Genomic DNA, 18038 nt, shown 5'->3' on the forward strand with positions numbered 1-18038 from the left:
GAACCAGGACCCGTGACCGCCAACCGCCGCTTCCGCAACGTCACCCGCATCGGCCCCGTCCAGGTCGGCACTGCCTACGACGACCGGGGCCGCGAGAAGCACACCGCCGCCTGCACCGCCCCGCGCTGTGGCTTCTCCGCCGACTACGACAGCCGGGCCGCCACCGAACTTGCCGCCCGCACGCCGCCGCACCCACTATTGCCACGTCACCTGCGTTCACGGTCTGCATTGTGCCCTAGCTCAGCAACCCAGGTCAGCCACCCTGGTGATTACTTAACGCCGGCTGAATCCCAGAACGTAGGAGTAGGAAGTGACGGGTTGGGTTGGCCGGCTGACGGCGGCAGCTGCAGACAGGCCAGCTAGCAGGGCGCCGACCAGGTCTCCTTGGGTGCCAGTCCACGTTGCGGCGGCGACGCTCAGCGTCGTGACGACACCCATCCGTCCGAAGTCCCTGCGTGTGCTGGACTGTAGGGCAGCAGCCTCATCCAGAAGGCGCTCTCGCCGGGCACTCATCTCGGCCTGGTACTGCTGGTGGCTCAGGTCGGTGGTGATCTCCAGCAGCGTGCGTACCCCCGCCGTGTACGCACGGAGTTCTTCTCGGTGCTCAGCCCGGAAAGCGATAATGTCCTCGAGGGGAACGGCGGAGACGTCAACGCCCAAAGTGTGCAGGTCAGATGTCATGATCTCAGCTGCTGCGAAACCCACGCCGGGTGTCAGGGCCTCGGCAGCCCGCCTAAGTTCGTGCAGGGAGCTGCGCCACCGCCCGCGGGGGTCCCATTGCCCGGGGCTGTAGAACCCCATCGTCCCGACGCTGTCAGCCACCGGCATCAGAGTGATGTCCGACTGCTTCGCCAGCTCGTCGCGCAGAGCCTGGCAGTAGGCGTTGAGGATCAACAGCCGAGCGGCAGGGCTTATCAGCAGGAGACGCTCCTCGTTGCCGAGCCTCGAGGGGTAGTGCTCAGCGATGCCCCTGGCCAGCATGAGCTGTGAGAGGGTGTTCGCTTGCAGCCGGGCGCGGGCCCCGCCCCAGTGGAAGTTGCCGATTGCCCGTGGCGACCCTGAGGACGAGCGCAACGCGAAGTGGAAGCGGTCCATAACCTCGTAAAGATCTGTGGCCAGCCGGGCCGCGGTGTCTGCCTGCAGGTGTCGATCGGGCTCCAGGTTCACCAGAAGCCCCCGTTCGGCCAGTGGCTGGGCAAGCTCCGGACTGCCCTCGATCAGCCGGTCGGCAAGGTGCTGGGGCAGGGAGAGAGCGAGCCCATCGAAGAACAGCAGCGTGCTTTTCATCAACGCGGCCCGCGAGCGCGGCCAGATCCAGTCGTCGGCGTAGTACGCGAAATCACGCGTCCCGTCACGGTGCAGGCCCATGCCCGTCATCGTGAAGCAGAAGGCGTTGGCCCGGGGCTGCTGTCGTTGAACTTTCTGCCTCACGCACGACTTTTGAAGGACGAGAAGGGACGTGATTGCGCGTAGGGGTGACGCCCTACCGCAAGGCGGCCACCGCACTCGGTCTGAACGTACCCGCGTACGACGACCTGCGTGACCTCCTTGGCGGCTCGGGTCCTCGGCCAGACGCTCAGCGGCAGGGGAAGTCGACTTAAAGGCGCCCGGCAGCCCGGAGCTCCCCCTTGGACGGCGCCTGCGGGAGCCGGCTTCCGTCGCGTGTGAGTAGGTGACGCAGCGTCCCTTACTTTTAGGAGGCCTGCGTAGGATTCCTGAGAGCCCGTCCGGCCAAGTTGAGGAACTCGGCCCATGGTGCGTTGAGCGCTGCTCTGCGAACCCGAAAGTCTTCCTGCAGTGCGTCCGTTGGATGTCCGGAGTCCAGAGCGGCCTCCCACAGGATCCATGCTTCAGCGATGCGACTGCCCAAGCGATGGACCTCCTGGGCTACGACCCGGCCTTCGGCCGGTCCCCAGACCCCCAGGCGAAAAACACAACGCATCAGGGCCCTATGGGCTACGTCGAACTCCTCGTGCCGTTCAGCAGCAAGCGTCTCCCCCATGAGGAGCTTCACCCAAGCCAAGCTTAGGGCTGCATCTATAGCCGTCAGTAGATCAACTGTCTCCATCAAGGCCAGCATGCGTTGCTCGCGGACCCAATGGCGATGCTCGGCAAGTTCTTGGCCCGTCACCTGGGCGTAGGTGGCTTCGAGAGCCTTTGTTGCCCCCGTCCGAGCACCCCACATGGCAGCGCCGGCGGCAGCCAAAGCGCCGATCAATCCAAAGCCACCGGCGGCTAGGGCCGCCCACCCCTCGTTCATCGCATCGTCCTCATCGCGGTTGGCAAGGCCCTATGCCATGTCGTACGGCTGACGAGTGTGGCGGAGGTGTGCCGCGTGTATCGCAGATAGTGCGAGAACGGTGAGAGACAACGAGAGAGGGCGGGAGTCAGTGAGACTGACTCCCGCCCTCTTGCGTCGGCATCCGCCGTGGTCAGCGCCTGATTTTTGCTGATCCTTGGCGAGTGCCCCCGGCAGGATTCGAACCTGCGCACACGGCTCCGGAGGCCGTTGCTCTATCCCCTGAGCTACGGGGGCGTCTGGCGTTGAGCTGTTGCTCGCGGCGACGGGTAGAACACTACCAGCTCGGTCGGGGTGATCAGGAACAGGTTTCCCGGGGGTGCTCCCTCGCCGGGGCGGAAGTCGGGAAAACCCGGACGCGGTGGCCGGTCCGGACCTACTCTCGAGTTGTGCCAGGGGCGTCGGGCCGGGTGCTTGTTGTGGACGACAACAAGGTCATCCGGCAGCTGATCAGGGTCAATCTCGAACTGGAGGGTATCGAGGTCGTGACCGCGGCCGACGGTGCCGAGTGTCTGGATGTCGTTCATCGGGTGCGGCCCGATGTGATCACCCTGGATGTGGTGATGCCCCGGCTCGACGGGCTGCGGACCGCCGCCCAGCTCCGTGCCGATCCCCGGACTCACGATCTGCCGCTCGCCATCGTCAGTGCCTGTACGCAGTACGAGGTCGAGGCCGGCCTGGACGTCGGCGTCGATGCGTTTCTCGCCAAGCCGTTCGAGCCTGCCGAACTCGTGCAGATGGTGCGGGAGTTGATCGAGCGGCGGCGGGGCTGTGAGGAAGGGGAGCGGGCCGGGGAGCGGGCCGGTGGCAACCCCGCTTATCCGTGAGGCCGAGGTGACGCCGTAGGGGGCTCGGACAGGCACCGCCGTCCATATCCCGGAACCCTGCCAAACCGGCTCGCCTACCCACCCCCCTCCTCCCCTACGCTTGTCCCGTGACCCCCGTCGAGCTCTCCCGTACCGTGCTGCGCGCGGTGCGCCGTGCCGTGGACGAGGGGGAGCTGAGCGTGAGCGTGCCGGAGCGGGTCGTGGTGACGCCGCCGGGGCCGGGTGGGTGCGGGGACTACGCCACCAACATCGCGTTGCAGCTCGCCCGGCCCGCCGGGCAGCCCCCGCTGCGGGTCGCCGAGATCCTGGTGCCGCGTCTCACGGAGTGCGCCGGCGTCGAGGACGTCGTCGTCACCGGGCCCGGGTTCCTCAACATCTCCCTCGCCTCCGGCTCCTCGCCGACAGTGACCCTGGTCGCGGAGATCCGCCGGCTCGGGGCCGCCTACGGCCACGGCGACGCCCTCGCCGGGCAGGTCGTCGCGCTGCGGGTGCCGTACGACGTCCGGGCCGAGGTCGTCGCCGACGCGGTGGTGAGGATCGTCGCGACGCAGGGCGGCCGCGGTGAGGTCGATCACGGGGAGCCGGTGAGCCTGCGGCCCGTTCCGGCGCCGGAGGACCCGGCTCCGCTCGGGCCCGACGCCGCCCAGTGGGCGCTGCTGTATCCGGCCGCCCATGACCGGCCCCGGATCACTGCCGACCACCTGGTGCAGCGGGAGAGCAATCCGCTGTTCCGGGTGCGGTACGCGCACGCCCGGGTGCGGGCCGTGCGGCGGGGGGCCGGGCGGCTCGGGTTCGGTGCCGTACCGGGGGACGTCCTCGACGCTCCGGCCGGCCTCGTCGCCGCCCTCGCCGACCACCCCCGCATCCTCACCGGTGCGGCCGTCCATCGCGCCCCCGACCGGCTCGCCCGGCACCTGGTCACCGTCGCCGATGCCGCGCTGCCGTTCCTGCCGACCGTGCTGCCCCAGGGCGAGGAGAAACCCTCGGCCGCCCACCGTGCCCGGCTCGCCCTCGCCGAAGCCGCCGGGACGGTGCTGGCCGGCGGCCTGTCCCTGCTCGGCATCGACGCACCCGATCACCTCTGAAGAGAGCGCCAGAAGAGCAATGAGCCGTTCCGCACACCCCGCCGGGCCCCGCCACGCCGATGTCCTGCCCGAGGGTCATTACGCCGCCCCGCCCACCGACCTCAACGCCCTCGGCGCCAAGGTCTGGGCCCAGACCGTCACCCGGGACGCCGACGGGGTCGTCACCGTCGGCGGTGTCGACGTGAAGGCCCTCGCCGAGGAGTTCGGCACCCCCGCGTACGTCCTCGACGAGGACGACTTCCGCGCCCGGGCGCGCGCCTGGCGCTCCGCCTTCGGGCCGGACGCCGACGTGTTCTACGCCGGCAAGGCGTTCCTGTCCCGGGCCGTCGTGCGCTGGCTGCACGAGGAAGGGCTCAACCTGGACGTGTGCTCCGGCGGCGAGCTGGCCACCGCGCTGTCCGCGGGCATGCCCGCGGACCGGATCGCCTTCCACGGCAACAACAAGTCGGAGGGGGAGATCCGCAGGGCCGTCGAGGCCGGTGTGGGGCGGATCGTGCTCGACTCCTTCCAGGAGATCGTGCGGGTCGCGCACATCGCGCGGGAGCTCGGCCGCCGGCAGCGCGTGCAGATTCGTGTCACCGTGGGTGTCGAAGCGCATACGCACGAGTTCATCGCCACCGCCCACGAGGACCAGAAGTTCGGGATCCCGCTGGCCGGCGGACAGGCCGCGGAGGCCGTGCGGCGGGCGCTGCAGCTCGACGGGCTTGAGGTCATCGGGATCCACTCGCACATCGGGTCGCAGATCTTCGACATGTCGGGGTTCGAGGTCGCCGCGCACCGGGTCGTGGGGCTGCTCAAGGACATCCGGGACGAGCACGGCATCGAGCTGCCCGAGATCGACCTGGGCGGCGGGCTCGGGATCGCGTACACGAGTGACGACGACCCGCGCGAGCCGCACGAGATCGCCAAGGCGCTCACCGAGATCGTGACGAGGGAGTGCGAGGGCGCGAGGCTGCGGACTCCGAGGATCTCCGTCGAGCCCGGGCGGGCCATCGTCGGTCCCACCGCCTTCACCCTGTACGAGGTCGGCACCATCAAGCCCCTCGACGGTCTGCGGACCTATGTGTCGGTCGACGGCGGCATGTCCGACAACATCCGGACCGCGTTGTACGACGCCGAGTACAGCGTCGCCCTGGTGTCGCGGACCAGCGACGCCGAGCCGATGCTCGCCCGTGTCGTCGGCAAGCACTGCGAGAGCGGGGACATCGTGGTGAAGGACGCCTTCCTGCCGGGCGACCTGGCACCCGGTGACCTCATCGCCGTACCGGCCACCGGCGCCTACTGCCGGTCCATGGCCAGCAACTACAACCACGTGCTCCGGCCGCCGGTCGTCGCGGTGCGCGACGGCGCGGCCCGGGTGATCGTCCGGCGGGAGACGGAGGAGGACCTGCTCCGTCTCGACGTCGGGTGACGCAGGAGGAAGATCTCCTGTCAGTCATCGCCACACAATGAAATAGATGTCTCACGATCCGGACGAAGGGTAGAAACTCCCGTCCGGTGAGTGAGACTGGTCCAACCGTAGACGGTATGAGGAAACGAGGTCGGATGATGCGTACGCGTCCGCTGAAGGTGGCGCTGCTGGGCTGTGGGGTTGTCGGCTCAGAGGTGGCGCGCATCATGACGACGCACGCCGACGACCTCGCACAGCGGATCGGCGCTCCCGTCGAGCTGGCCGGCGTCGCCGTACGCCGGCCCTCCAAGGTCCGTGAGGGCATCGACCCGGGCCTGGTCACCACCGATGCCACCGCCCTCGTCAAACGCGGCGACATCGACGTCGTCGTCGAGGTCATCGGCGGCATCGAGCCCGCCCGCACCCTCATCACCACCGCCTTCGAACACGGCGCGTCGGTCGTCTCGGCCAACAAGGCCCTGCTCGCCCAGGACGGCGCCGCCCTGCACGGGATCGCCGAGCAGCACGGCAGGGACCTCTACTACGAGGCCGCCGTCGCCGGCGCCATCCCGCTGATCCGGCCGCTGCGCGAGTCCCTCGCCGGCGACAAGGTCAACCGGGTGCTCGGCATCGTCAACGGCACCACCAACTTCATCCTCGACAAGATGGACTCCACGGGAGCGGGCTACCAGGAGGCCCTCGACGAGGCCACCGCGCTCGGGTACGCCGAGGCCGACCCGACCGCCGACGTCGAGGGTTACGACGCCGCCGCCAAGGCCGCCATCCTCGCCGGCATCGCCTTCCACTCGCGGGTGCGGCTCGACGACGTCTACCGCGAGGGAATGACCGAGGTCACCGCCTCCGACTTCGCCTCCGCCAAGAACATGGGCTGCACCATCAAGCTGCTCGCCATCTGCGAGCGCGCCGAGGACGGCGGCTCGGTGACGGCCCGCGTGCACCCCGCCATGATTCCGCTGACCCATCCGCTCGCCTCCGTACGCGGCGCGTACAACGCCGTCTTCGTGGAATCGGACGCGTCCGGTCAGCTGATGTTCTACGGGCCCGGCGCCGGCGGTGCGCCCACGGCCTCCGCGGTACTCGGCGACCTCGTCGCCGTCTGCCGCAACCGGCTCAGCGGGGCAACGGGGCCCGGCGAGTCGGCGTACGCAGCCCTGCCCGTGTCCCCGATGGGCGATGTCGTCACGCGCTACCACATCAGCCTCGACGTCGCCGACAAACCGGGTGTTCTCGCCCAGGTCGCCACCGTGTTCGCCGAGCACGGCGTTTCCATCGATACGGTTCGCCAGCAGGGCAAGGACGGCGAGGCCTCTCTCGTCGTCGTCACCCACCGGGCCTCCGACGCCTCCCTGTCCGGGACCGTCGAGGCGCTGCGCAAGCTCGACACCGTGCGGGGTGTCGCCAGCATCATGCGGGTTGAAGGAGAGTAACCAGCAATGACCCACCAGTGGCGCGGAATCATCGAGGAGTACCGGGACCGGCTGCCCGTCTCCGACACCACGCCGGTCGTGACGCTCCGCGAGGGCGGCACGCCCCTCGTGCCCGCGCAGGTGCTCTCCGAGCGCACGGGCTGCGAGGTCCACCTGAAGGTGGAGGGCGCCAACCCGACCGGCTCCTTCAAGGACCGCGGTATGACCATGGCCATCAGCAAGGCCAAGGAGGAGGGCGCGCAGGCGGTCATCTGCGCCTCCACGGGCAACACCTCCGCGTCCGCCGCCGCGTACGCCGTGCGCGCGGGCATGGTCTCGGCCGTGCTCGTGCCGCGGGGGAAGATCGCGCTCGGCAAGATGGGCCAGGCCCTCGTGCACGGCGCGAAGATCCTCCAGGTCGACGGCAACTTCGACGACTGCCTCACCCTCGCCCGCAACCTGAGCGAGAACTACCCGGTGGCGCTGGTCAATTCGGTCAACCCGGTGCGTATCGAGGGGCAGAAGACGGCCGCCTTCGAGATCGTGGACATGCTCGGGGACGCGCCCGACATCCACGTCCTGCCGGTCGGCAACGCGGGCAACATCACCGCGTACTGGAAGGGCTACAAGGAGTACGCCGGTGACGGCATCTCCACCCGGACGCCCCGCATGTGGGGTTTCCAGGCCTCCGGCAGCGCCCCGATCGTGCGCGGCGAGATCGTCAAGGACCCCTCGACCATCGCCACCGCGATCCGGATCGGCAACCCCGCCTCCTGGCAGTTCGCGCTCGCGGCCCGGGACGAGTCGGAGGGCCTCATCGACGAGGTGACGGACCGTGAGATCCTGCGCGCCTACCGGCTGTTGGCCGCGCAGGAGGGTGTCTTCGTGGAGCCCGCCTCCGCCGCCTCGGTCGCCGGTCTGCTGAAGGCCGCCGAGCAGGGCAAGGTCGACCCGGGGCAGCGCATCGTCTGCACGGTCACCGGCAACGGCCTGAAGGACCCCGACTGGGCCGTCGCCGGCGCCCCGCAGCCGGTCACCGTGCCGGTCGACGCGGCCGCCGCGGCGGAGCGCCTCGGCCTCGCCTAGAGAACGGCTCAAGAGGTACTCAAGAGGTACTCAAGGGGTATTCGACAGGGAGGGGAGCAAGGGCTCTCCCTACGGAGGGGGCACAGGGGGCTTACGACACGCATCGTGCGCCTCCTGTGCGCCCTATGTCGCCACAGAACCTTCCTTCGATAGGCTGTACCGAACCCGCCCGCTGCATATGCCTCCGCATATGGCGCGGTGCCGCGCCGTCTCCACGGCCCGAGGGTCCTCACGTACCTATCGAATGTCATTCGACCATCACGCAGCTCAAGGAGAGTCATCGAGCGATGGCCGGTCCAGCGTTCCGCGCCGCCGCCGTCCGGGTGCGCGTCCCCGCCACCAGCGCCAACCTCGGTCCGGGCTTCGACGCCCTGGGCCTCGCGCTGGGGCTCTACGACGACGTCGTCGTCCGGGTGGCCGACTCAGGGCTGCACATCGACATCGCGGGGGAGGGCAGCGAGACGCTGCCGCGTGACGAGAGCCACCTTCTCGTCCGTTCCCTGCGCACCGCCTTCGACCTGCTGGGCGGCCAGCCCCGCGGCCTGGAGATCGTGTGCGCCAACCGCATCCCGCACGGCCGCGGCCTCGGCTCCTCCTCCGCCGCCATCTGCGCCGGCATCGTCGCCGCGCGTGCCGTGACCATAGGCGGCGAGGCCAGACTCGACGACGCGGCCCTGCTGGAGCTCGCGACCGAGATCGAGGGCCACCCCGACAACGTGGCGGCCTGCCTGCTCGGCGGCTTCACCCTCTCCTGGATGGAGTCCGGCGCCGCCCGGGCGATCAGGATGGAGCCCACCGATTCCATCGTTCCGGTGGTTTTCGTGCCCGGAAAGCCGGTCCTGACCGAGACCGCGCGCGGACTGCTCCCGCGCACCGTGCCGCACGTCGACGCCGCCGCCAACGCGGGCCGTGCCGCCCTGCTCGTCGAGGCCCTCACCCGGCGCCCCGAGTTGCTGCTGCCCGCCACCGAGGACCGTCTGCACCAGGAGTACCGCGCCCCGGCCATGCCGGAGAGCGCCGCGCTGGTGGAGCGGCTGCGCGCCGACGGCGTCCCGGCCGTGATCTCCGGCGCCGGACCGACCGTGATGGCGCTCGCCGACGCCGGCAGCGCCGAGAAGGTGCAGGCCCTGGCGGGTGTGGGCTGGGCCGCCAACCGGCTGAACCTCGATGCCCAGGGAGCGATCGTGCTGCCGCTCGCGCCCGCCAATGACACTTCCAGTGACATGTGACGCGCACGATTGCCGGATTTGGAGAGGGGGAATGTTTGTTGGATCCGGTAGTGTTAACCTCAAGTCTGCACCCGACCTCCCCATGGCGAGGTGCTTCGTGTCCCCCTCCGGGACAGACATTCTTCCGGGAGTCTCCCAAGCCACTCAGCGTTCTGTATGACGTACCTGGGCAGTACGCCGTACCCGGGCACTGAGAGGGCCGCTGGGCACGCTCCGGAACAGGTGCGACCACGCCACGTGACACCGGGTGCCACGGCTCGTCGGAAGCGCCGTCACCAGAAATCTCTTCCGCCGCTTTGGCGGACCACCGCCCCGGCACGGTCCACACAAGCAAGGACCGAAAGCCGGACAGCACAACCGGTCGCCGAGCCAGACAGGCCGACGTCCGCTCCAGGGAAGGACCCTTCGTGAGCGACACCACCGATCTGATGGGCGCACGTGTCGAGGAGACCGCTGCCGCGCCCGCCACGGACGCCTCCGCGCCTGCCTCCGGTGCAGGCTCCCGGCGGCGCCGCGGTACCGGCCTTGAGGGCATGGTGCTGGCCGAGCTTCAGCAGGTCGCATCCGGCCTCGGCATCAGGGGCACCGCGCGCATGCGCAAGAGCCAGCTGATCGAGGTCATCAAGGAGGCCCAGGCCGGCGGGGGCGCCCCCGCCAAGGCCGAGGCGGCCACCGAGACCAAGCCGAAGCGCCGGGCCACCTCCAAGGCCCGTACGGGCGAGGACGCCGCCGAGAAGAAGGCGGAGCAGCCCGCCGAGGCGCCCGCCGACAAGGCCGCGGCCCAGCAGCAGATCGAGATCCCCGGCCAGCCGGCCGGCGGCACCTCCCGCGCGGGCGACACCGAGCGCGGCGCGGACGACGCCCCCGCCGAGCGTCGCCGTCGCCGTGCCACCGCAGACGCCGGCAGCCCCACCGCCACCGGTGCCGAGACCATCGCCGCCGAGGCGAAGAGCGAGCCGAAGGCCGAGACGCCCGCGCAGCCCCAGCAGCAGGGCGAGGCCAGGGCCGACGCCGGCGACGACGGCCGTGGCCGCCGCGACCGCCGTGACCGCGGCCGTGACCGGCGCAACAAGGGCGACGAGCAGCAGGGCGGCGGCCAGGGCGGCCAGGGCGGTCGGCAGGACCGTTCGGACCGGCAGGACCGTTCCGACCGCCAGGACCGTCAGCAGCAGCCGCAGCAGCAGGGTGGCGGCCGTCCGGACCGCAACGCCGGTCCGCAGGACGACGACGACTTCGAGGGCGGCCGCCGTGGCCGTCGGGGCCGCTACCGGGACCGCCGTGGCCGCCGTGGCCGTGACGAGATCGGCGGCGCCGAGCCGCAGCTCGCCGACGACGACGTCCTGATCCCCGTCGCGGGCATCCTCGACATCCTCGACAACTACGCGTTCATCCGGACCTCCGGCTACCTGCCCGGCCCGAACGACGTGTACGTCTCCCTCGCCCAGGTCCGCAAGAACGGCCTGCGCAAGGGCGACCACATCACCGGCGCGGTCCGCCAGCCCAAGGAGGGCGAGCGGCGCGAGAAGTTCAACGCGCTGGTCCGCCTGGACTCCGTCAACGGCATGGCGCCCGAACACGGCCGCGGCCGCCCGGAGTTCAACAAGCTGACCCCGCTCTACCCGCAGGACCGCCTCCGCCTGGAGACGGACCCCGGCGTCCTCACCACCCGCATCATCGACCTCGTGTCGCCGATCGGTAAGGGCCAGCGCGGTCTGATCGTGGCCCCGCCGAAGACCGGCAAGACCATGATCATGCAGGCGATCGCCAACGCGATCACGCACAACAACCCCGAGTGCCACCTGATGGTCGTCCTCGTCGACGAGCGTCCGGAAGAGGTCACCGACATGCAGCGGTCGGTCAAGGGCGAGGTCATCTCCTCGACCTTCGACCGCCCGGCCGAGGACCACACCACGGTCGCCGAGCTCGCCATCGAGCGTGCCAAGCGTCTGGTGGAGCTGGGCCACGACGTCGTCGTGCTGCTCGACTCGATCACGCGTCTGGGCCGTGCGTACAACCTCGCGGCGCCGGCCTCCGGCCGCATCCTGTCCGGTGGTGTCGACTCGACGGCCCTGTACCCGCCGAAGCGCTTCTTCGGTGCGGCCCGCAACATCGAGGACGGCGGCTCGCTGACCATCCTCGCCACCGCCCTGGTGGACACCGGGTCCCGCATGGACGAGGTGATCTTCGAGGAGTTCAAGGGCACCGGCAACGCCGAGCTCAAGCTCGACCGGAAGCTCGCCGACAAGCGCATCTTCCCCGCGGTGGACGTCGACGCGTCCGGCACCCGTAAGGAAGAGATCCTGCTCGCCCCCGACGAGCTCGCCATCGTCTGGAAGCTGCGCCGGGTGCTGCACGCCCTCGACCAGCAGCAGGCGGTCGAACTGCTCCTCGACAAGATGAAGCAGACGAAGTCGAACGCCGAGTTCCTGATGCAGATTCAGAAGACGACGCCGACCCCGGGTAACGGCGACTGACGTTGTCGTCCGGCCGCGGGTAGTTCGTGGCTGGTCGCGCCCACGCGGCGGCAGCCGCACGTCACATGCAGTCCCGCGCCCCTTTGGGGGCGCGTCCAGGAGCCGCTCCCTGCACGTGCAGGGAGCGGCTCCTCGCGTTTTCCTCCTCGGTGTACGATCGCGCCTTCGGTCAGTTGACCGAACGTCGAATTCCTGATCCCGAGGGGGGACTTAGGTGGGTACACCCACGTCCGGGAGCGGTCGCCACAGACGTCGTACACGTTTCGCCCTGCCGGTCGCCGCGGCCGGAATCGCCGCCGCGGTCACGGCCGCACTGATCTCGAGCTCCGCCAACGCGGCCACCCAGCCGGCGCCCACGGCCAAGCCGGCCGTCAGCACGCCGTCGCAGGCCGTCCTGAACAAGCGGATCGCCCGTGCGATCGCCGCCGACAGCGGGACGACGACCACGAAGAAGCCGACCACCACCGCGAGCGGTTCGGCCGTCTCGCCGAAGATCATCGGGGGCGGTACGACCACCATCTCGTCGGCGCCCTGGATGGCGCAGCTCTGGTACTACGACACGAGCACCGACACCGGCTTCTTCTGTGGTGGCTCGGTCATCTCACCGACGAAGATCCTCACTGCCGCGCACTGCGTCAAGGGCTTCAAGTGGAGCACCACCGACTCCGCGGTCGTCACCGGCACCGCCTCGCTGCCCACCACCAACAGCGACGGCACCGCCAACCTGCACGGCGGCACCGCCACCGCTGTGCTGCGCCAGTGGAACCACCCGTCGTACACCGTGTCGACCAGGGGCGTTCCCAACAACGACGTCGCCGTGCTGACCCTGGCCGCCCCGGTCAAGGCCACGCCGATCCGGCTGACGACCAACACCGACACGACCTCCTACAAGGCGAACACCAGCGCCAAGGTCTACGGCTGGGGCCGCACCAGCTCCACCTCGGACGACATCTCCGAAACCCTGAAGACGGCCACGCTGCCCATCCAGTCCGACACCACCTGCACGGGCGGCTACGGCAGCGACTACGTCAAGGGCCACATGGTCTGCGCCGGCAAGGCCGCCACCGGTTCCGACACCGGCACGACGACCACCTGCAACGGCGACTCCGGCGGCCCGCTCGTCGTCGGCGGCCGGATCGTCGGCGTGGTCTCCTGGGGCGTCGAGGACTGTGTCGCCAAGGGTGCCTACAGCGTCTTCTCGAAGGTCAGCACCTATGTCGGTGCCGCCTACGCGCAGATCACCGACACCAACCTGAGCCTGTTCAACAAGCTCAACGACGGCAAGGCCGACCTGTTCGCCCGCAAGTCGTCGACGAAGGTCGGCTACGAACTGGACTCCAAGGGCACCTCGCTCGCCGCCCGCGCCTCCTGGGGCGACTGGAGCGGCGTCAACGCCGTCTTCCAGGCCGACCTCAACCGGGACGGCTTCCAGGACCTCGTCTACCGGGTGGCCTCCACCGGTGACGTCTACTGGGACCACTTCGCGCTCAACAGCGCCCAGACCAGCGGCTCCTGGGTCACGAAGAAGATCTTCACCAACTGGAAGACCCGCAAGGCCGTCGTCATCCCCGGTGACCTCACCGGCGACTACCTGCCGGACGTGCTCTCCGAGGACTCCAGCGGTGTGCTGTGGCTGTACCCGGGCAAGGGCGACGGCACGTTCGCGGCCCGCGTCCGGATCGGTGGCGGCTGGAGCCAGTACAACCAGCTGCGCGGCGTCGGCGACTTCAACGGCGACGGCAAGGCCGACCTGCTGGCCCGCAAGAGCAGCGGCGGCGACCTGTACCTCTACAAGGGCACCGGGAAGTCCGGCACCGGCCTCTTCTCGGCCCGCGTGAAGGTCCGCTCCGGCTGGACCGGCTACAACACCCTCGTCGCGGTCGGCGACCTGACCGGCGACGGCAAGGCCGACCTGCTGGCCCGGACGACCGGCGGCACGCTGTACCTCTACCCGGGCTCCGGCAAGGCGACCTCTGAGATCTTCGGCACAAGGAAGTCGCTCGGTACCGGTTTCCAGCAGTACGACATCTTCGGCTGAAATACCTGGTGAGCGGGGTTCGCCCCTGCTTGTCCGGTGACACTGTGTGCCCATCGCCTCACGCGGTGGGCACACCGCGTTGTGCAACCCTTTCCCGAGTTTCGCCGTCTGACCAGGCGGAGCGACGATGGTCCGGTACGTGCCGATGATCCTGGTACGCCGGGCCTGACCCTGAAAGCAGGGGGTAAGCGAGCAGTCGTACGAGAACAGAGGAGCCCATGTCCGCCGAGAGCACGCCCGGCCCGCACATACCCGGGCCCGGTACGAAGGCCACGAGTCACCGCAGGCCCCGAGGGACCGGCCGCAGGGCGCTACTCGTCACGGCCTGGACGGCCGCCGGCATCCTCGTCCTCGGCGGCACCGGCGTCGGCTACCTGTACTTCAAGCTCAACGGCAACCTCAAGACCGTCGACATCAACCAGGTGCTCGGCAGCGACCGGCCCACCAAGGTCGACAACGGCTCCGAGAACATCCTGGTCCTCGGCTCGGACTCGCGCTCCGGCGCCAACAAGAAACTCGGCGGCGGTACGGACGACGGCGGCGCCCGCTCCGACACGGCGATGATCGTCCACGTGTACCAGGGCCACAAGAAGGCCGCCGTGGTCTCCGTCCCCCGGGACACCCTGATCGACCGCCCCTCCTGCACCGACGCGCAGGGCACCACCCACGCCGCGGCGAGCGGCGTGATGTTCAACTCCGCGTACTCCACGGGCGGTGCGGCCTGTGCGGTCAAGACCGTCGAGTCGATGACCGGCATCCGGATGGACCACTACCTGGAGGTCGACTTCTCCGGCTTCCAGAAGCTCATCGACGAGCTCGGCGGGGTCGAGGTCACCACGACGAAGGCGATCGACGACCGGGAGAGCCACCTCGACCTCAAGGCCGGCACCCACACGCTGAACGGCAAGCAGGCCCTCGGCCTGGTCCGCACCCGGCACGGCGTCGGCGACGGCTCCGACCTGGGCCGCATCCAGCTCCAGCAGGCGTTCGTCAAGGCCCTCATCAACCAGATCAAGCAGGTGGGCGTCTTCACCAGCCCCAAGAAGCTGTACGACCTGGCCGACACCGCGACGAAGACGGTCACCACCGACTCCGACCTCGGCTCGGTGAACTCCCTGGTCGACTTCGCGAACGGCCTGAAGTCCATCAGCTCCAAGAACATGCGCATGGTGACCATGCCGGTCGAGTACGACCCGTCGAATCCCAACCGGGTGATAGTGGCCGAGGCGAAGGCGAAGCAGGTGTGGGCGGCGCTGAAGAACGACAGGCCGATCCCGGCGTCCGCGACGAAGGGGACGGCGACGGGGCAGGCCAAGGGGGTCGTGACGGCGTCGTGAGGGTGCGGCCCGGTGGGGGGCTGGTCGCGCGGTTCCCCACGCCCCTGAAGGGGCGCTACGGCTGACGCCCCTGAAAGGGGCGCGGGGAACTGCGCGAACGGCCGCGACGGACCCGCGGTCGCGCACGGCGAAACCGTGGCCCCCCTCAGGCGCACCCTCCGCCCATCCCCGGAATAAAGATCGAAGCCCCCCGGTTTTGGGGGATGCGGTCAGTCCTGGCAGACTGATACGTCGGCCCCGGTTCACGCCCCGCAAGCCCGCGCAGGCGACCCGGTGCCCTCCCGATATCTAGGAGACACCTTGAAGCGCGAGATCCACCCCGAGTACGTCGAGACGCAGGTCAGCTGCACCTGTGGCGCGTCGTTCACCACGCGTAGCACGATCACCAGCGGCACCATCCGTGCCGAGGTCTGCTCCGAGTGCCACCCGTTCTACACGGGCAAGCAGAAGATCCTCGACACCGGTGGCCGTGTGGCCCGCTTCGAGGCCCGCTTCGGCAAGGCTGCCGCCGGCTCCAAGAAGTAGCGAGCCCCCTAGGGCCTGTCCGGCGGATCCTGTCGGAGACGCGGGGCCTGGCACGCGCATCTGCGGCGTTGTCGTCGGTCGCCGACGCTCCGCGTCGCCCGCCGCGGCAGCGGCTGATTATCTCAGCCTCCTCCGCCTTGCAGCTGCACGCACCAGGCCCCGCTCACCGGCATCGAAGAGGTACGGCGGCTTTCCTCCGACCTGATCCGCCGGACAGGCCCTAGCGCCGGTCCACGGCCACGCCCCCGCGAGGGGTGTGCCCGGGACCGGCGTTTTTGGTCGCCCGCCTTCCCTTCCCCACGCCGTAGCAGTATCAGGAGCCAAAAATGTTCGAGGCCGTCGAGGAACTCGTCGTCGAGCACGCAGACCTGGAGAAGAGGCTCGCCGATCCGTCGGTCCACGCCGACCAGGCCAACGCGCGCAAGCTGAACAAGCGCTACGCCGAACTCACCCCGATCGTCGCCACGTACCGCTCCTGGAAGCAGACCGGCGACGACATCGAGACCGCGCGTGAACTGGCCGCCGACGACCCCGACTTCGCCGCCGAGGCCAAGGAGCTGGACAAGCAGCGCGACGAGCTCACCGAGAAGCTGCGCCTGCTGCTCGTTCCCCGGGACCCGTCCGACGACAAGGACGTCATCCTGGAGATCAAGGCCGGCGCCGGCGGCGACGAGTCCGCGCTGTTCGCCGGTGACCTGCTGCGCATGTACCTGCGGTACGCCGAGCGCGTCGGCTGGAAGACCGAGATCATCGACGCCACCGAGTCCGAGCTGGGCGGCTACAAGGACGTCCAGGTCGCCGTGAAGACCAAGGGCGGCCAGGGCGCCACCGAGCCCGGGCAGGGCGTCTGGGCCCGGCTGAAGTACGAGGGCGGTGTGCACCGCGTGCAGCGCGTGCCGGCGACCGAGTCCCAGGGCCGTATCCACACCTCCGCGGCCGGTGTTCTCGTCACGCCGGAGGCCGAGGAGGTCGACGTCGAGATCAACCCGAACGACCTCCGGATCGACGTCTACCGGTCCTCCGGGCCCGGCGGACAGTCCGTCAACACCACCGACTCCGCCGTGCGCATCACGCACATCCCGACCGGAGTCGTCGCCTCCTGCCAGAACGAGAAGAGCCAGCTGCAGAACAAGGAGCAGGCGATGCGTATCCTGCGCTCCAGGCTGCTCGCCGCGGCGCAGGAGGAGGCGGAGAAGGAGGCCGCCGACGCCCGCCGCAGCCAGGTCCGCACCGTCGACCGCTCCGAGAAGATCCGCACGTACAACTTCCCGGAGAATCGTCTCTCGGACCACCGCGTGGGCTTCAAGGCGTACAACCTGGACCAGGTCCTGGACGGCGAACTCGACGCGGTGATCCAGGCCTGCGTCGACGCGGACTCGGCCGCCAAGCTCGCGGCCGCGTAAGGCACGTACGCACGTACGGAACGGACGAGTTACGACACGGAGGACCAGCGTGAACCTGCTGCTCGCCGAGGTGGCCCAGGCCACCCAGCGGCTGGCCGACGCCGGCGTGCCCTCGCCGCGCAACGACGCGGAGGAGCTCGCCGCGTTCGTGCACGGCGTGAAGCGGGGCGCGCTGCACTCCGTCAAGGACTCCGACTTCGACGCCCGCTACTGGGAGGTCATCGCCCGCCGGGAGCAGCGTGAGCCGCTCCAGCACATCACCGGGCGGGCGTACTTCCGGTACCTCGAACTCCAGGTGGGTCCCGGCGTGTTCGTGCCGCGCCCGGAGACCGAGTCGGTGGTCGGCTGGGCCATAGACGCCGTGCGCGCCATGGACGTGGTCGAGCCCCGCATCGTCGACCTGTGCACCGGTTCCGGCGCCATCGCGCTCGCCCTCGCCCAGGAGGTCCCGCGCTCGCGCGTGCACGCCGTGGAGCTGTCCGAGGAAGCGCTCCAGTGGACCCGCAAGAACATGGCGGACTCCAGGGTCGACCTGCGCCAGGGAGACGCCCTGGACGCCTTCCACGACCTCGACGGCCATGTCGACCTGGTCATCTCCAACCCTCCGTACATCCCGCTCACCGAGTGGGAGTACGTCGCCCCGGAGGCCCGCGACTACGACCCCGAACTCGCCCTGTTCTCCGGCGAGGACGGCCTCGACCTGATCCGGGGCATCGAACGCACCGCGCACCGGCTGCTGCGCCCCGGAGGTGTCGTCGTCATCGAGCACGCCGACACCCAGGGCGGCCAGGTGCCGTGGATCTTCACCGAGGAGCGGGGCTGGGCCGACGCGGCCGACCACCCGGACCTCAACAACCGCCCCCGCTTCGCGACCGCCCGCAAGGCGCTGCCGTGAGCACCCCGCAGCCGGCGTGTACC

The 18038-nt window shown here is 69.7% G+C and carries 13 protein-coding genes, 1 tRNA gene and 1 pseudogene; 13 read left to right on the forward strand and 2 right to left on the reverse strand.

Features of this window, described 5'->3' with window-relative positions; translation table 11 throughout:
• Positions 1–12 precede the first annotated feature (12 nt).
• Positions 13–198, forward strand: a pseudogene (locus OHB00_RS34315) (mobile element transfer protein); the annotation flags it as partial.
• A 75-nt stretch (positions 199–273) separates the two neighbouring features.
• Here the strand turns inward: OHB00_RS34315 and OHB00_RS34320 are convergent.
• Together OHB00_RS34320 and OHB00_RS34325 are read right to left on the reverse strand one after the other, a co-directional pair.
• On the reverse strand, positions 274–1368 hold the full coding sequence (locus OHB00_RS34320; RefSeq protein WP_406440596.1) for a hypothetical protein: 1095 nt from the start codon (positions 1366–1368) through the stop codon (positions 274–276).
• Between the two features lie 1096 nt (positions 1369–2464).
• Positions 2465–2536, reverse strand: a tRNA-Arg gene (locus tag OHB00_RS34325).
• A gap of 152 nt (positions 2537–2688) precedes the next feature.
• On the opposite strand from OHB00_RS34325, the gene OHB00_RS34330 reads away from it, so the two are divergent.
• The 12 genes from OHB00_RS34330 to prmC all read left to right on the forward strand — a co-directional run bounded on the left by OHB00_RS34330 (position 2689) and on the right by prmC (position 18015).
• Entirely contained in the window at positions 2689–3126 is a 438-nt protein-coding gene (locus OHB00_RS34330; protein WP_406440598.1) for a response regulator, read from the forward strand.
• Between the two features lie 107 nt (positions 3127–3233).
• Entirely contained in the window at positions 3234–4211 is a 978-nt protein-coding gene (gene nrtL, locus OHB00_RS34335) for an ArgS-related anticodon-binding protein NrtL (RefSeq protein ID WP_406440600.1), read from the forward strand.
• Between the two features lie 19 nt (positions 4212–4230).
• On the forward strand, positions 4231–5622 hold the full coding sequence (gene lysA, locus OHB00_RS34340) for a diaminopimelate decarboxylase (RefSeq protein ID WP_406440602.1): 1392 nt from the start codon (positions 4231–4233) through the stop codon (positions 5620–5622).
• 134 nt (positions 5623–5756) lie between these two features.
• Positions 5757–7049, forward strand: coding sequence for a homoserine dehydrogenase (locus tag OHB00_RS34345; protein ID WP_406440604.1), 1293 nt, complete (start codon positions 5757–5759; stop codon positions 7047–7049).
• 6 nt (positions 7050–7055) lie between these two features.
• Positions 7056–8114: a threonine synthase gene (gene thrC / locus OHB00_RS34350; RefSeq protein WP_406440606.1), complete on the forward strand. Its 1059-nt coding sequence runs from the start codon at positions 7056–7058 to the stop codon at positions 8112–8114.
• A gap of 287 nt (positions 8115–8401) precedes the next feature.
• Positions 8402–9343 (forward strand): homoserine kinase, encoded by a 942-nt coding sequence (gene thrB, locus OHB00_RS34355; protein WP_406440608.1) that lies wholly within the window; start codon positions 8402–8404, stop codon positions 9341–9343.
• Positions 9344–9750: 407 nt separating this feature from the next.
• Complete coding sequence (gene rho, locus OHB00_RS34360) at positions 9751–11817, forward strand: transcription termination factor Rho (protein WP_406440610.1); 2067 nt, start codon at positions 9751–9753, stop codon at positions 11815–11817.
• A gap of 214 nt (positions 11818–12031) precedes the next feature.
• Entirely contained in the window at positions 12032–13855 is a 1824-nt protein-coding gene (locus OHB00_RS34365) for a trypsin-like serine protease (RefSeq protein WP_406440612.1), read from the forward strand.
• 218 nt (positions 13856–14073) lie between these two features.
• Positions 14074–15192, forward strand: coding sequence for an LCP family protein (locus OHB00_RS34370; RefSeq protein WP_406440614.1), 1119 nt, complete (start codon positions 14074–14076; stop codon positions 15190–15192).
• 300 nt (positions 15193–15492) lie between these two features.
• Complete coding sequence (gene rpmE / locus OHB00_RS34375; protein ID WP_030049623.1) at positions 15493–15717, forward strand: 50S ribosomal protein L31; 225 nt, start codon at positions 15493–15495, stop codon at positions 15715–15717.
• 326 nt (positions 15718–16043) lie between these two features.
• Entirely contained in the window at positions 16044–17120 is a 1077-nt protein-coding gene (gene prfA, locus OHB00_RS34380; RefSeq protein ID WP_406440616.1) for a peptide chain release factor 1, read from the forward strand.
• 49 nt (positions 17121–17169) lie between these two features.
• Positions 17170–18015 (forward strand): peptide chain release factor N(5)-glutamine methyltransferase, encoded by an 846-nt coding sequence (gene prmC / locus OHB00_RS34385; protein WP_406440618.1) that lies wholly within the window; start codon positions 17170–17172, stop codon positions 18013–18015.
• The last annotated feature ends 23 nt before the right edge of the window (positions 18016–18038 follow it).

This window comes from Streptomyces sp. NBC_00631 (genome assembly GCF_045206895.1).
Classification (GTDB): Bacteria; Actinomycetota; Actinomycetes; order Streptomycetales; family Streptomycetaceae; genus Streptomyces.

Excerpts from the sequence above, each read along its gene's own strand:
- thrB (WP_406440608.1), top strand. The coding sequence starts at position 8,402 with ATGGCCGGTCCAGCGTTCCGCGCCGCCGCCGTCCGGGTGCGCGTCCCC.
- OHB00_RS34320 (WP_406440596.1), bottom strand. The coding sequence starts at position 1,368 with ATGGGCCTGCACCGTGACGGGACGCGTGATTTCGCGTACTACGCCGAC.
- lysA (WP_406440602.1), top strand. The coding sequence starts at position 4,231 with ATGAGCCGTTCCGCACACCCCGCCGGGCCCCGCCACGCCGATGTCCTG.
- prfA (WP_406440616.1), top strand. The coding sequence starts at position 16,044 with ATGTTCGAGGCCGTCGAGGAACTCGTCGTCGAGCACGCAGACCTGGAG.
- OHB00_RS34370 (WP_406440614.1), top strand. The coding sequence starts at position 14,074 with ATGTCCGCCGAGAGCACGCCCGGCCCGCACATACCCGGGCCCGGTACG.
- OHB00_RS34345 (WP_406440604.1), top strand. The coding sequence starts at position 5,757 with ATGATGCGTACGCGTCCGCTGAAGGTGGCGCTGCTGGGCTGTGGGGTT.
- thrC (WP_406440606.1), top strand. The coding sequence starts at position 7,056 with ATGACCCACCAGTGGCGCGGAATCATCGAGGAGTACCGGGACCGGCTG.